General features: G+C 66.3%; 8 protein-coding genes. 7 read left to right on the plus strand and 1 reads right to left on the minus strand.

Translation table 11 applies throughout. The features are described from left to right. The first annotated feature begins 6 nt into the window (after positions 1-6). The gene (locus tag ACIBTX_RS01495; protein WP_396831882.1) at positions 7-5,343 is read left to right on the plus strand and encodes a sacsin N-terminal ATP-binding-like domain-containing protein; all 5,337 of its coding nucleotides are present in this window, start codon (positions 7-9) and stop codon (positions 5,341-5,343) included. 296 nt (positions 5,344-5,639) lie between these two features. Further along, the gene (locus tag ACIBTX_RS01500; protein ID WP_396831883.1) at positions 5,640-6,368 is read left to right on the plus strand and encodes a hypothetical protein; all 729 of its coding nucleotides are present in this window, start codon (positions 5,640-5,642) and stop codon (positions 6,366-6,368) included. Between the two features lie 363 nt (positions 6,369-6,731). On the opposite strand, the gene ACIBTX_RS01505 is transcribed toward ACIBTX_RS01500, so the two are convergent. Next, positions 6,732-7,121 (minus strand): hypothetical protein, encoded by a 390-nt coding sequence (locus ACIBTX_RS01505; RefSeq protein ID WP_396831884.1) that lies wholly within the window; start codon positions 7,119-7,121, stop codon positions 6,732-6,734. Positions 7,122-7,678: 557 nt separating this feature from the next. On the opposite strand from ACIBTX_RS01505, the gene ACIBTX_RS01510 reads away from it, so the two are divergent. From ACIBTX_RS01510 to ACIBTX_RS01530, 5 genes are all read left to right on the plus strand, one after another. Beyond that, positions 7,679-8,356, plus strand: coding sequence for an AAA family ATPase (locus tag ACIBTX_RS01510; RefSeq protein ID WP_281579131.1), 678 nt, complete (start codon positions 7,679-7,681; stop codon positions 8,354-8,356). Between the two features lie 344 nt (positions 8,357-8,700). Next, complete coding sequence (locus tag ACIBTX_RS01515; protein WP_396831886.1) at positions 8,701-10,917, plus strand: S8 family peptidase; 2,217 nt, start codon at positions 8,701-8,703, stop codon at positions 10,915-10,917. 1,139 nt (positions 10,918-12,056) lie between these two features. Beyond that, on the plus strand, positions 12,057-13,037 hold the full coding sequence (locus ACIBTX_RS01520) for a TauD/TfdA family dioxygenase (RefSeq protein WP_396831887.1): 981 nt from the start codon (positions 12,057-12,059) through the stop codon (positions 13,035-13,037). 494 nt (positions 13,038-13,531) lie between these two features. Next, positions 13,532-14,551, plus strand: coding sequence for an asparagine synthetase A (locus tag ACIBTX_RS01525; protein ID WP_357124306.1), 1,020 nt, complete (start codon positions 13,532-13,534; stop codon positions 14,549-14,551). A gap of 119 nt (positions 14,552-14,670) precedes the next feature. Further along, positions 14,671-15,909: an ATP-grasp domain-containing protein gene (locus ACIBTX_RS01530; RefSeq protein ID WP_396831888.1), complete on the plus strand. Its 1,239-nt coding sequence runs from the start codon at positions 14,671-14,673 to the stop codon at positions 15,907-15,909. Positions 15,910-16,009 lie beyond the last annotated feature (100 nt).

Consider the following 16,009-nt stretch of genomic DNA (forward strand, 5'->3'; position numbering starts at 1 on the left):
GAGCAGATGAAAGGTACCGAGCCGGCTTCACGCGCCGAGGCCGACGCGCAGCTGCGTGACCGGGCCGACCGCCTCGTCCGGGCCCAGCTGATGACCCGGGAGGATCAGGACTTCGCGCGCAGCCAGAAGAGCATGATCGGCCAGACGATGCGGGAGTACGGCGGCCGCTTCCTGTTCGAGCTAATTCAGAACGGGTACGACGCGCAGCCGCCGGACGCCGGCAGCGGGCGCATCGCGGTGGTGCTGGCGCGCGGCGAGGGCACACACGGCACTCTCTACGTCGCCAACACCGGGCGCGGGTTCACCGCCAGCAACGCCCGGCGGATCCGCTCACTCGGGCTGAGCGACAAGCCGATCGGCGAGGGCATCGGCAACAAGGGTGTCGGCTTCAAGAGCGTGCTCCAGATATGCGCGACTCCGGAGGTCTACAGCACGCTGGACAGCGGAGATCCGGGGTTTTGCTTCCGGTTTGCTACCGAGGACGACGTGCCAGGGCTGGTCGGCGCAGATCCGGTGCTCACTCGGCAGATCATCGACGAGGTTTCGCTCTACAGCATCACGTTGCCAGCCGAGGGAACGCCCGCTCGGGTGGCCACGCTCTGGGCCGACGGCTATGCCACCGTGGTGCGGCTGCCGCTCGACGAGGGCGCCGTCGATGCGGTGGCCGAGCGCCTCGACGAGCTCGAAGCGTCAGAGGTGCCGCTCATGCTGTTCCTGAAGCGGCTGGAAAGTGTCACTGTCCGAAGAGAGGACGGTTCCGCCAGCGAAGAGCGGGTGCTGACCCGGGTACGCAGCAGCGCGTCGGTGGCGGCCGATGACTTCACCTGCGACCTTGTGACGTTGGACGAGGACGGCACCTATCTGGTGCTGTCTCGGCGGGTCGATCCGGCCGCCTACCGGCGTGCGGTGCAGGAAGCGATCGACCGGCGTCAGCTCGACCCCAGGTATGCCGAGTCGACGGCGGCGGTCGAAGTCTCGGTCACGGTGCCGTACGGGGCTGCGGACGCGCATGTCGGCCGGTGTTACACCTTCCTGCCGATGGGCCGTAAGGCGCCGTCGCCGTTCGCGGGGCACCTCAACGCGCCGTTCTTCACCGACCTGTCCCGCACGGACATCGACGAGACGAACCCGCTGAACCGGCTGCTGCTCACCTCGGCGGCGGGACTCTGCCTCGACGCGGCCGAGGCGCTCACCGGCTGGCCGGACGACGCCGCCCCTGCGGCTGTGCTCGATCTTTTGTGCTGGGACGACGACCGTCTGGGGCTGCTCACCTCTCGCGCCGAGGAGCAGGGCCGACCGCTGGGCGAACGCCCGCTGTTGCCCGCGCAGGCGGCCGGCCGCTGGCTCACACCAGCCGCGGCATGGCGCTGGCCCGTACCCGACACAGGCATGCTGACCGCAGCTTTCGCGACAGCAGCCAGCGGCGCCGAGTTCCTGCGGGAATTGCCGACGCGCCGGCAGGCGCGGCTGAGGAGCCTGCTGTCGCGGCTCGGACTCGACGTGACGCCAGAGCCGGAGCGTCTGGCCGGCTGGGTCGAACAGATCATGGCGGTGATGCAGCGCGACCGCCGCCCGATCAGCGACTGGGACCAAGCCTACGCGGACATCGCGCGCCTCTTCGAGAAGGCGCCCGAGGCGTTGCGGGCGCGGCGCATTCTGCTGACCGACTCGGACGAGCTCGCGCCGTGCGCCGGCCGGCGGACCGGCGAGACCCCCGCGAGCCGGGAGGCCGCACCGTTCTTCCCGCCGACAACCCAGCGGATCGCCGACGAGGACGACGTCGACCCCGGCGCCGACCTGTCGCTGCCAGCGAGCCTGTCCAGCCGGCTGTTCTATCTGCACGGCGATCTGACCTGGCACGTCAACCGGCAACAGACCCCGGCGCGCAAGTTCCTGCAGGAGAACCGGCTCGTCCGCGGATTCGAGACGCGGGGCATCCTCGAACACATCCGAGCCGTGCTCGCCGACAGCCGCGCGCAACGGGTCACCCGGGACGCGCTGACGTTCATCTTCAACCTGAGCCGCAGCGGTGCCCGCATCAAAACCGACCTAGCCGCCTTGGGCCTGCGACTGCCGACTGCGAACGGCGTTTGGATGGCCGCCGGCGACTGTCTGTTCTCGTCCGACTGGCCGGGTACCACCGGCAAGGAGTTGTCCGCGATCGCGGCCACTCCAGAGGACCGGTCGGCCGAGCTGTACTCGCTCGCAGGGCGGTTGCTGGCACCTCCGGCGCAGGTCATGCGAGCCGGCGACCACGTTGCCGACTGGGTTGCCTTCCTGCGGCGCATCGGCGTTGGCGAGGTGGTGCCGCTCAAGTCTGTATCCGACGGTCGCGGGATCTACGGCAGCAACCTGACCCGCGATCGGCTTTCGGCCGTGCCCGGGCTGCCCGATCCGGTCCGCGACCAGTGGGCGAAGGTCCTGCCGGCGACGTCCGCTGCGTGGTATCCGTCCACCCCCTACGTGGTGAAAAGCCCGCTCTGGTGGATGCCGGGACAGCCCGACTGGGAACGGCTGACCGACCGGGTGCGCTTGCACCTGGCACGGCAGATTCTGCGCGGACTCAAGGGCGCCTGGCCGGCCGACGCCTTGGCGACCGTCTGGGAACGCGACCGGCCCGGCGACAAGAACCCGCAATGGCGATGCACGCCGCTCGGCGCGTTCCTGCGTACGGTGGCCTGGTTGCCGACGCAACGACCCGGCCAGAGCGGCGGGGCTTTCGCGACGCCGGCCGAGTGCTGGACGTTTCCGGTTCGCAGTGACGACGTGCCGCCGCGGTTCGCGACGCTGCTCGCAAAGCCGATGCGGGATCTGATCGACGACGACCCGGTGGCGCTGCGGCGGCTGACCGAGCTGGGTCTGGGCGTGTGGGGCCGGGACGCCGATGCCCCACGTTTGGTGCGCCACCTGGGCGCGCTCTTTCACGCCGGCGCGGTTACCGAGATGCACGCGGCACAGTTCCACAACACGTACCGGGCGGCGTGGGCGGCCTGTGCCACCCGTGCCGCCGAGGTGGAGCCGTTCCCGCCGCACACCCGGGGCTACCTCGTTGTCGACGTCGGCGGCTCGTCGACAGCTCTGCCGCTCGAGCCGGCCGGTGGCGACCAGGAGCCGCCCGACGTGGTAGTCGCGTCGCGGGACGACGAGCAGAGCCTGCTCCGACTGATGGCCGACTTCGGGTGGCGGGTCCTCGAAGTAGACGCGCATCCCGAGACGGTGACCGCCATCTTGCGCCGCCGCCTCGGCGACCGGGTTTCACGTGCCAGCGGCGTCACGCCGGTCGTGCTGCTGGACGGACACGAGTTCGGGCCACCGGCCGTCGCCGGCGCCCGACCAATCGTCGGCATCCTGCCGTGGCTGCCGCTGTTCGTGGCGACGCTGCTCGACCACCAGCGCAGCCAGTTCAGCCGGCTCGGTCAGCGGGCGTTCGACGACACGCTCGACGCGTTGCGGCGGGTGCGGGTCGCCTTCGCTGGCACGGTCGAGGTGCGCCTCGGCGAGGAAACCCGGCGGCTCCCGGACCGGCTGCACGGGGTGCTGCCGATGCCGCACGCCGCGCATCCGTCCCTGATCGTCGAGGGCGCGGAGACGGAGCTGGACTGGGACATGCTGGAGGCGATGGCGGAGCCGCTGGCATACCTCATCGGCCGGCGGGACTACGCCCGCACCTTCCGGTGGGCCGCAGAGCGGACCCGGCGGCTCGGCGTCCCCGTCGCCCAACTCGCCGATGACGACGTGGCCGAGATATGCGACGTCACGGCCGAGGACGTCCGGACGATGGCGCGGCGAATCCAATCTTCCCTACGACCCCTACTACATAGGCTCTATCCCGTCGTCGCGCATTACCTGGACGCTGAGTCGGCCGCGCCGTTCGACCCTGACTCACCGTCGATGGAAAGCGAGCAGGAGGCCCGAGACCGGCTTACTGCGCTGGCCGACCGACTCGACCACGAGCCGGACGAGCTGTTTGCCGCGGCGCTCGACGCTCCGACGCTCGCGGCGCTGCAGCAGCAGCTGAAGATACCGGTACGCGAACTCAACGCCACCCTGTCCGGCATGGACGGGCGCTATACGCTCATCGACTACGGCGCGCAGCACTCCGAGGACTTCGCCGACTACGTACGCCACCATCGCGACTCGCTGCTTGACCGGCTGCGCTGGTACCGGTGGGACCGCTTCGCGGCCGGCGACCCCCAGCCGGACTGGCCCCAGCTACGGCGGGTTGAGTTGCTCGCCCCGGACCCGGAGTGGGGCACCACCGTCGACGTTCTTTCGACCGATCTCATGGTGGCGCGCGTCGAGGAAGAACTCACGGCGCGACTGGGCGAACAGCCGCCAGACAGCGGCCCCCCTCTGCCCCGCCGCAGCGACTGCGCCAAGGCCAACGCCGAGTTGGTCGATACCGCCGCCGGCAGGCTGGCCAAGCTCGTGCGCGCCTGGCTCGAACGGCACAGCCGCCCGGTCCCCGCGCCGTGGACAGACGAGGCGTCGGCAGGCCCGGCGCTGCGCGCAACGCTCGACTCGGCCGGCGCGCTCGACTTCGCCATGCTGACGCTTCCGGACGTGCTCCGCTGGCTGCAAACCCTCGGCGTCTGGCCGACGGACATGCCCGCGACCGATGACGTTGACGCGCTTGGTCTCACCCCCGACGACCTCGACCGCCAGAAAGCCGAGGAGCGGCAGCAACGCGCCGAACGGGAACTGCAGCGGCGGACCGTGAACATCGACGACAAACCATTCGACCTTGACGACGGCTTCACCTCGCTGCGCGCGGCTCTCGACAATTCGCTGGACCGAACACCCGCGTTCCTGGCCACTCAACGCAGGTTCACCGGCCTCAAGGAAACCCACGCCCGGTCCGGCCCCGGCGGCCGGATCGCGGGTGGCGGCTTCGGCGGCGGTGGGTTCGCGTCCGAGCTGTCAAACCTGCAAAAACTGGGGGTGGGTTTCGCTGGCGAGTGGTTCGCTTATCGATGGCTGGAGCGGCAGTACGGCGCCGACTTCACCCCGGAATGCTGGGTGTCGGGATACCGTGAGCGGGTCTTTCCCGGCACCGGTGACGACAGCCGGGGCTGGGACTTTGAAGTCCCCGGCCGGAGCGGCACCTGGTACTACGAGGTCAAGGCCACCCTCGCCGAGGGCGGTCGAATCGAGCTGGGCGAGACTCAGGTCATCGCGGCGCAGGAGAACGCCCGGAACCGGCGGTGGCGGCTCCTAGTGATCACCAACGTCATGAATGAGAACCGCCAAATCCGTATGCTCCCGAACCCGTTCGACCCGGCGAGCCGCGGCCGGTATCGCTTCGTCGGCCAGGGTCTGCGTCTGGAGTACCGCTGGTCGTGACCGCCGGCATCTACACGGGTATCCCTAAACTTCGTTGTCGCGTAGAGTTACTGAGCGGCTTCGGCTCGTGTGACCGAACGCTTCTTAACCACGCCGCCCTGCAGTAGCCGAGCCCGACATCGGCCGATGATGCCGAAGGGCTGAGACCCCGCCAGCGGCAGCGCTCACGCCTCTTCCACGCGCTCACGCATAAGCCGGTCGTTCTTGCTGTCCTTCCCGCCACAGGCTGCCTGCCGGTCATTGACCAGGCCGTGTTGGAAGCCGCACTGGCGTGCCCTCCTGCCGAGGAGTGTCCGATGGATGTGTTCCGCCCCGACCTCGAGCCGTTGTCGTCGAAACGGTGGCTGGCCCGCCGCCTCCCGTACCGCGAGGAGCTGATCGCCGACCTACGCCACCGCATCCACCGCGCTCCTGCGCCGATCACCGCGTGCCCGCCGAATCCGCGACACTTCGGCCACGCTATCGAGAAGACCTTCGCACTCGATCTGTGCGACACCCCGCCGTACCCACACCTGTTAGCCAGCCTGCCCAAGACCGAGCGCCAGACCCTCCTCACCACCGCCGGATACCGGCCCGACCACCGGAGAGGCGACGCGGCGTGGCGCAGGACCGACTCTGAAGTGCCAGGTGCCCGCCTGCTCACGGTGGGCAGCGTGCTCACCATCCTCGAACAAGCCCTGCGACAGCTTCCCATCACCACGCCGGACGAGGCCCATCCCAAGCTGCAAGGTCCGCTGCGGCATCGCCGGACCATCGCCATCTGCGCGACCGCGACCCGTGCCGCCCGACCAGAATTTTCCGCCTTCTGGGCCAGCTACCTCAGCGGATTCCGTGCTGCGCTGCGTAGCTACGGCCCCCTAACCGCCGGTCCCGCCCTACTCGATGGGCTGAGGGTCGCCGACCTACTCGCCGGCGCCACGATCGTGGAAGTCAAGACCGGCCACCTCACCGAGACCCACCAGTTCGAGGGTCTCATCGACCAGGTCCTTACCTACACGCTGCTCGCCGCTGTGAGCGGTTATTAGGTCTCCGCGGTTGCGGCGTACCTGGCCCGCTACCACGTCCTTGCCCGCTATCCGATTGATGCACTCACCACCGAGTTGGCCGGCGGACCTGTCGACACCACCGAAGCCGGCAATGACCTCGCCACCCTCATCCGGGCCGAGTATCCATAAGCCGCCGCAGCGCTATACGAGACGGCTGCGCAACGGTCCCACTCGGGGCGGTGAGGCGGAAGCCCGCAGGATCGCGCCGGCCCCAAAAACCTGGTGCCGAGGTAGGGCTCGGGCTTCTTTCGTTTGGGGTTCTCGGCCAGGTCTTTGGGCTCGGTGAACAGCTGGGCTGCCTCCAGCACTGCAGGCGCCGGTTGGTGCGGACGAAGGCCCTCTTCAGGCCAGACTGCGGGTCGATGAGCCTGGCAGGTTGGAAGAAGGCGGCGTCCTACAGTCCGACAATGGCGCCCAGACAGTCGCTCTCCTGCCGAGAACATCCGTTGCGAGATGGTTGGTGTGCAACTGGAGCGTGGCGTCGCCGGTCTCCTTCTTGTCCGGGTCGGGTCCGGACACTGGCCCCGACCTCGGCGCCGTCACGAGGCGGACGACGATGTTGAGGTCGTCGTGAAAGCGGACCACGCTGTCGTCGGCCAGGTCGGACTCCCGTGCGAGGCCGAAGTGGTGCTCCAGGGTCGCCAGGTGATTCGTGATGAGACGGAGCACTCGGACCAGTGGTGGGCCTATGCGGTGTTCGGCGGGGACGGCCTTGCTGATCCGGTGCATCACCGCAATGATGGTGGCGCTGGCCGGATGAAGTCTCCGCCCCGCAGGCTCCCTGCGACCGAACCGCGGCGGCCCTGCCACCTGTCTTGGCTCTAAGCTTGGTCGGCAAGTGGGGGAATCGCAAAGGTCGCGATACTCAAGATCATTTTAGATCATGTCGCACAGGGAAGTCAGTCGTTGACGCTAGGGTCAGGTCAGCGTCTGCGGCGGTTTCATGCACGGCAGCTGGGGGAGGTGCGGCGTACGTGGCGACAGCTGATCAAGTCAAGGCCCTGGTCAGAAGTCATGGCGAGGGTGACGATGCCCGCTTCTACTCGGTAGCCCTGCAGGTAGCCGCGAAGGCCGCTCGAAGCGGTCAAGCGCACTTCGCCCAAGAGCTGCGAGATCTAGTCGATGGACTCCGAGCAACTTCTGAGAGGGCAGACAGGCCAGCTAGTCGCCCGGTTCCTGTCGCTCGACCACGAGGTGAGCTAGCTGACCTCCTGAGCGTCGCCTACCCGACCACGCGTTTGGCAGACCTCGCGCTGGAGCCGGAAGTTCGGCAACGGTTGGAGCGTGTCTTGCTTGAGCAGCGACAGCAAGACAGACTCCGGGAACACGGCTTCGACCCTCTGCGTCGCCTCCTACTAGTCGGCCCGCCCGGGACCGGAAAGACGATGACGGCTCGCAGCCTCGCCGGCGAGCTTCGACTACCACTCTTCACCATCCGCTTGGACGCCCTGATCACCAAGATGATGGGCGAGACGGCTGCAAAGCTGAGGCTTGTGTTCGACGCGCTAGCGGAGACCCGGGGAATCTACCTGTTCGATGAGGTCGACGCTCTTGGGGGAGAGCGCTCCAGGACCAACGATGTTGGTGAGATCCGACGCGTGCTGAACTCCTTTTTGCAGTTCTTAGACCAGCAGGACTCGGACAGCCTCTTGGTGGCCGCGTCGAACCACCCTCAACTGCTCGACCGCGCGCTGTTCCGGAGGTTCGACCTCGTTGTCGGGTATCCGCTACCCACGCCCGAGGTCAGCAGGGCTGTTATCCGCAATCGGTTGGCTACGATGGGGCCCAAAAAGTGGGCGTGGAGTGCTATCGACGAGGCCGCAGCAGGCCTGAGTCACGCCGAGATCACAGTCGCCTGCGAACTAGCCGCCAAGGAGGCCATCCTGTCTGGTCAGCAACACGTCACTCCTGCCACCCTGGCGGCAGCCCTGCGCGATCGGCAGAACATGGCCCACGAGAAGCAGTAAAGATGGCCCCTCGAAACCGCCCCCATCTCCTCCTCACGCGAGCCGCCACTGCCGAGCCATACCGCCGCCCCGGTAGCGGGGGCGACAACGGCACCGTGGCTGCACCCTCGGATCGTCAGGCTCACGCGCAACGGCTCTCCGAGCAACTGAGAGAAGTCGACATAGCCGCACAGACTAGGCGTGCGGAACGAGAGGCGACCGTCGAAGGAGCAATCGACGGCCTGTATCTAGTGTTCGAGAGCTTTCCTGGCGTCGGCCTAGCACTCCAATCGCTGGAATCGCAGCGCAGGGGTCCCCAACCAGAACTGGTCTCGGTCCATGAAGTCGAAACGCCAACAGGACCGGTGGAGCAGGCGACCGTCTTCGTCCCAGACGGCAAACTTGGTCACTTCTTCTCCAAGCTCGAGGGCTACGCTGAGACCACTAATGACGCCAAGCCGAAAAACGCCAACCTCGTCGACCGGATCGCAGCGGTTAGGCTAGCTTCAGTCGAGGCGCTATGGACCGATCCGCCAGAGCAATTTCCAGAGCCGGATGCCCGCGTCTGGTGGGAAGTGTGGCTGCGTCGCCGCGACGGCAACGAGATCGGCCGTCTTCAGCAATTCGCCGAGCGGGCGAGAGTCCGGATGGGCCCGCGCACCCTGGGCTTCTCGGACCGAACGGTCGTCTTGGTCGAAGCGACCGCCCGGGATCTGGCAACCGCCCTAGACGTGCTCGATGACCTCGCTGAGCTACGTCAACCTCATGAACTCGCGCAACAAATTGCCTCTGAGCCCGCCAGCGAACAGCGTGAGTGGGTAGACCAACTCGTCGACCGAACAAGCGCCGCTTCAGCCGAAGCCCCCACCGTATGCATCCTCGATACCGGTGTTCACAAAAACCATGCGCTCTTGACACACTCACTCGACCTAACCGACTGCCACTCTTGCGATCCGAATTGGCGGCTTGACGACCACGGTGGCCATGGTACAGAGATGGCCGGCCTCGCTCTCTATGGCGATCTTGGCAAGGTCCTACGATCAGCGGGACCAGTAAAGCTTCGGCACCGCCTAGAGTCTGTCAAGTTGGTACCGCCGCCTCCTCAGGCGCATCCACCCGAGCTGCATGGTGCAGTTACCGCCACAGCGGCGAGCCTTGTGGAGGTTCAAGCCCCTGCGCGTCGCCGGGTATTCTCGATGGCTGTTACGGCAAAAGGAGGACCGGTCCAAGAGGACGGCAGCCGCCGTCGCGTGACGGGCGAACCGACGTCGTGGTCTGCAGCTGTCGATGCGCTCGCGGCCGGAAGAAGCATCGACGTCACCGACAACGGCTTGGTCTATCTTGACCAGGCCGAGGAGGCAGCTCGTCGCCTCTTCCTCATTAGCGCCGGGAACGTGGAGCGCACCAAGTTCCAGCAGGACTACCTGAACCGAAACGATGTCGAGCCGGTCGAGGACCCCGGACAAGCGTGGAACGCGTTGACCGTGGGGGCCTACACAAGCCTGGATAATCTCGCATCCGCAGGGAAGATGTGGGACGGCTGGATACCGCTTGCCCCCCGCGGTGAGCTATCACCACACAGCCGAACTTCCGTCCCGTTCAGCCGTAGATGGCCGATCAAGCCCGACATCGTGCTCGAAGGCGGCAACGTCGCCTGCTCGCCTGCGGGAACGAGCTATGACACTCCAGAGGCCCTGCAGGTACTGACCACCCGACACCCGGGCGTCGATGCACGCCTCCTCACAACCACCTGCGCAACCAGCGCCGCCACAGCCCAGGCTGCTCACCTAGCCGCATCGATCCTTGCTGACTACCCGACACTTTGGCCTGAGACGGTTCGCGCCTTGATCGTCCATTCTGCGGAGTGGACGACTGCCATGCAGCAGCGCGTCGACCGAGCCCGCAGGGTAGGCAAGGCCGCGGTCCATCAGCTCCACAGACGATACGGAATGGGTCTACCCAGCCTAGATCGTGCGACCCGCAGCGCAAGCGACGCACTCACCCTTATCGCTCAGGACACAATCCACCCTTACCGCGATGGAACCATGAGGGAGATGCACCTTCACGACCTGCCATGGCCCACTGACGTCCTGATAGGACTCGGAGCCGCGCAGGTCAGGTTGCGCGTGACATTGTCGTACTTTATCGAGCCCAACCCCGGACGCCGCGGTTGGCAACGGAGATACAGCTACGCATCCCACGGCCTTCGTTTCGACATCCGGCGGCCTACAGAGTCCACTGATCTTTTCCGCAAGCGCATTAATCAACGCGCGCTAGCCGAAGAGGAGCGCCGACCGAGTAGCACCAATGACGCCAAGCAGTGGATCTTCGGGAGTAATCAACGAACCGCAGGCTCCCTCCATACCGATATCTGGGAAGGATCAGCGGCGGATCTCGCCGGGTGCGGCGCCATAGCCATCTTCCCCGTGACTGGATGGTGGAAGGAGAACCCCAAGCGTGACGGCAGCGACTCCGGCGCACGCTACGCTCTCGCCGTATCCATCGAGACCCCGGAACAAGACGTCGACATTTGGACACCCGTCGCCCAGCAGATCGGCGTTCCCGTCGCAATCCAAGTCTGATCGGACTCATTACTGCCTGCGCGTCCCCCGCAAGAGCCCGCGGGCTTGACCAAGCCCGCAGCAGGAGCGCGGCCAATCGCACGCACCGCCTCGATTGCTGACCTCCAGCGAGCGAGCCCGGCCACACCACGCCACGAGTACGACCAGCTCCGTGCCGCCCTGCACAACAACCGCCCGGAGCAGCCTCGCCCTGCAAAACTGGACCGGCCACCCCGACTTCGCCCAATATCTCACCGGACGAGCCCTCTGGGTCGGTCACCACCACCCGGCACGCGCAGCCACACCCGTCACGCTGCTGGCGCCGGCCTTCGCGGCACCGTAGATTGACGCGGCGCGGCAACTTCGCCGGATTCCGGCATGAACGCGTCGGACCGACCAAAGTACGGCCTGAGCAGGACTTACGTCAGCTCTGCTGAGCTTCAGCAAGCGACCACAGCAACGCGCGTGTGCGACCCACTGAAGTGAATACAAAATAGGAACCTGCAGGTCATCAGCATATGGGTGCAGATAGAGCGTCGTCTTAGGAAACCGATGCTCTATCCCCTGAGCTACGGGGCCGCGAGCGCCTAGTCTAGCGATCTGGGGTTCACCCGGGGTGGCTGGGAGCGGCCCACGTGCACCCGCGTTCCCGGAGGGCCGTTCTCCCAGCCCAGACCACAGCGCGAGCACACGGACCCCGGTTTGCGACCGGCGGTCCGCCACGCGACCCCGCATTGGCATGGGTTGGCCTGGGCTGGCACCCACCGGGAGAGCGCACCGCGCACACCATCGAAGATCACGATGTCGCGTCCCCGGGTCCAGCACCCGCCGGCCGGCAGTAGCGCGGTTCGACGGCATCCCGATCATCAGCCGGTTTAATGACGTTCATTTTCGACTCGAACCCACGACACGAGGGGGGTCAACATTCGGCTGGAAATGTGGCGAAGTTGACCGGCGTTGATATTGGCGTCACCGCCGGATATAATCTGCTTCGGGCATGAAATTACTAAGGTAAGCCTCCCCTTACTTCGAAGTTCCTCTTTCATCCGGCGGCTCGTCTGTCTATGATGGTGCCAGCCGACGGGGGATCAGGTCGGTTGATATGGACGCCGCCAGCCACGGCGGCAAGGATGCCATAGGAGACCTGAATGCTAAGCGGGGTGACCTATCCGCGTTCGCGCGTATGGGATCAGCAAAGTATCGAAGAAGACGACTGGCTTGTATCCGTGCCCTCTGCAATTGTCGATGATCTGCTCGACATTCAGAAAGAGGTCGAAGCTCACGGCGTCGACGCGGCGCGTGTTCCGGAAGACAAGTTGCAGCGCGTTGGAAGCTTCCTACGCGGGGTCGCAGACGAACGGGTGCTCTCGGGACGTGGTTTTGCCGTTCTCCGAGGATGGCCGATTTCCGGAATCGAGGACATCGACGCGGGCGTCATCAAAACGGTCAGTCCATTGTTGGGCCCGGTTTTCGAACAGCCGACCGCCCGGGACGGGGCCATTGGCACGATCTCGCAAGCGATGACCGCGAAAGTCTTGGCCACCGTTCGTAGTGGCGCTGAGCCCGCACCCGAGCCAAGCCTCTCTGTCGAAGCGCAGCCCATGCACACGGACAATGCCAGCGCCCAGGAAGGCGAGGTGCCCGGCGGTCGGCCGGACATCGGCATCCTCGGGCTGCTCTGCATGAAGCAGGCGCCAGACGGCGGCAGGTCGGTACTTGCCAGCGCACCCGCCGTCTACGAATGGCTGGCAGCTAACCGCCCCGATTATCTCCGCATTCTGTGCGAGAAGAGGTGGTGGGGCGGCCGGCCGACGGCAGCCCTGAAAGACGGCCCGTTCGTCGAAGACTCCGTCTTCAGAAGCTATTCCGGCAAACTGGTGGCTCGCTTCAGCATCGGGGCGCTCGACCGTGGGCGAGACTTCCACCCCGGGTCCGTGACGGCCGAGGATCAGGAACTGATCCGCGGCCTCCCCAAGGTGATCGAGGACGCCGGGCTCGCGACGGAACTGAGACTTCAGGCGGGGGACCTGTTCCTCCTCGACAACACGTCGATCTTCCACGGCCGGACAGGCTTCGTCGACAGCCCCAACCCCGAAGAGCGGCGCCATCTCCTGCGGTTGTGGATCAAGCACCAGGAGTGACGCACGGTCGGTGCGCTGTCCAATGTCGCCGCACCCTCCGGGGATGGCTTCACCCACCGACGCCCTCGGGCTGAGGCTGCCGGGCCCGTCAACGCAAGGGCCCGGTCTCATCTCAGGTTGATCCAAGGGCCGTCGAGCCGCTCACGCGAAGTCGCCGACAAGATCGCGCAGGAAGTGGCATCGGCCAACTCGCCTTGGCGGGTCGGCGCGAATTGGACGTGCCACCCACCTGGTGGGGCCGAGCCTGCCTTATCAGCGGCCGGTGATCCGGCGCCCAGGTCTGCCCAGACGTTTTCATAGCGTTCCTGCCGAAGATTGGCAGGAGGTGTACCACCGTACAGTCCGGCCAGTGCGACGACGACGTCGCCGCAATTCCCGAAACCACCGAAGGATGGAGATTTTGGTGACCTTCGAGAATATGACCAAGGTGCTTGCAATCTGCAAGCCCCAGCTTCCGCAGGGGCTCCGGCGCCCGCAGTCCGGGAGAATCTGACATGACCGACGAAAACATCACCCCTCCCCGCACCTGGGAGGACTCGGAGACCCATTACCTAAAGGCGCTCCAAGGCGAATGGTACCGCCTCGTCGTCAAACTCCAGGACTGCGTCACCTCAGCCACGGTTGAATTCTGGAGTGCGCGCGGAGTCCGTTTCGGGCACCTCCCGGTCACGACCGGGTCGATCTCGTCACCGATGGGCCTGGGTAGTGATTCGACCCCCGTGTCGGTGTCGATGTTCGATGTGCGTACGTACCTCGCCGATTCCATGCAGTTCGGGCTCGAATACCTCTGCCGCCTCAGCGAGGCGGGTGCCTATTACATGATGCCGTCCTTCCGGGGGGAGGCCTCCGACTCGACCCACCTGTGCCAGTTCTTCCACAGCGAGGCGGAGATTCCCGGAACCCTCGCCGACACTCAGGTTCTCGTCGAGGAATACATTCGGCACATCCTCCTGCGCCTTCGCAGCGAGTGCGGCCCGGATATCGCTAGGGCCAGCGGATCTCTGGACCACTTCGCCCGTCTCGATGATCCAACGCCTTTCCGCAGTCTCACCCTCGATCAGGCGATCGACATGCTCGACGGCGACCCGGAACTGGTCAAAACCGATCCGGACCTTGGCTTCCGGGGGCTCACCCGCGCCGGCGAGCGCAAGCTCATGGAACTGTGTGGCGAGTTCGTCTGGATCACCCATTTCGACGAGCGCTCCGTGCCGTTCTACCAGGCGAACGACGGCGAGGGACACGCGCTCAACGGCGATCTGCTCTTCGGCCCCGGCGAAGTCGTCGGTGCCGGTGAGCGCCACGTCGACGGCGAATCGGTACGGGCGGCGCTGCGCCTGCACGAGGTACCTGAGACCGAGTACGGGTGGTATGTCGCGATGAAGGACACCGCGCCGATGCTGACCAGCGGCTTCGGCCTCGGGGTCGAACGACTGCTCATGTGGGTCACCCAGCAGACGGACATCCGCGACTTCCAGGTATTCGTCCGTGAGAACGGCGTTGCCATCCTCCCCTGACTGTCCCCAGCCGACCAACCACCATCGAGGATGAATCGAGGTGCCGCCGTGGCCACGCTGAACACTTCCGGGTCGGCCGGCGATCGAGCACGCGCACGGACTCCAGAGTGGATGGCGCAGTGAAGCTTCCTCATCTGGTGGTCGTCTTCGACGGCGGATCCGCATCGCCTCTCGAGCTCCTGTCGAACGCCGAGGGTACGGCGGAGCTGTCGTTCGCGGTGCCGAAGGGCTCCGACGAGGTCGCGGCTCATCTCGACCTGCTACACGAGATCGCTCTGGTTCACGAGTTCACCCCGGGTGACCCGCTCGCCCTGCTGGATGTGATCGGCCAGCCGGACGGCGTCGTGTCGTTCGCCGACCCCGGCATCGCTCCGGCGGCCCAGTTGGCCGAGGCGCTGTCGCTCCCTTCGGTCGGGACGTCGGCCGCGCGGCTCCTGCGGGACAAGTTCCTGCAGCGCTCACGCCTGCGCGCAAAGGGCGCGCGTGGTCCCGATTTTCTTGTCCCGGTCGACGGCGTCTCGTCGCCAGGACTCGACAGCATCGGGTTCCCGGCCATCATCAAGCCGAGGGCCGGCTACGGCAGCCGGCACACCTATCGGGTCGCGGACCCGGGCTCACTGCGTCCGCTCCTCGACAGTCTGGCCGCCCAGGGGCTGCCCGGTGAGGCCTTCATCCTGGAGTCGATCCTCCAGGGTGACACCACGGCCGCCGGAGCGGAGTGGGGCGACTACATCTCCGTCGAGTCGGCCGTGATCGACGGCTCGCCGACGCACGTGGGCGTCTCCGGGCGGTTCCCCATCACGTCCCCGTTCCGGGAGACGGGCATGGTCTTCCCCGACAATCTCCCCGACACCGTCAGGGCCGACGCGTACGCCGAGGCGACGAAGGCGATCGAAGCCCTCGGTGTGGAGAACGGTCTCTGCCACACCGAACTCAAGCTCACGCCCGATGGCCCCGTCATCATCGAGGTCAACGGCCGGCTGGGCGGGCTCGTCGACAGCCTGCTCTGTCAGCGCAGTCCCGGAGCGCTCGTCCGGGCCGGGTATGCCATCGCGCTGGGCCGCTCCGACGAGGCGCGGAACGAACTGGCATCGATCGGCTCCGACTCCGTCAGCTATCACATCTCCCTCTATCCCGAGTTGGAGGGGACCATCGCCGGCATCCGGGGGATCGAGGAGATGGCGCGGCACCCCGGAGTCGAATCGATCCGGGTGCTCAAACATCCGGGAGATGTCGTGTCGATCGGTATGGGGACCTTTGGCGAGACCGTCCTCCTGCTCGGCGCTGCGGCAACCCACGACGACGTACTGCGGATCCTTCAGGCGTCGCGCACGACGATCCGGATCGCGACGGCATGACCGGCCCGGAGCGAAGACCAAAAGAGGCCGACGTCGCCAAGGAGATCTCGGAGGCTGCAGGCCGACGCCAATCCGACCTTGACGGATTTCGGCGAGGCGA

The organism is Micromonospora sp. NPDC049359 (assembly GCF_044466585.1).
GTDB lineage: Bacteria > Actinomycetota > Actinomycetes > Mycobacteriales > Micromonosporaceae > Micromonospora.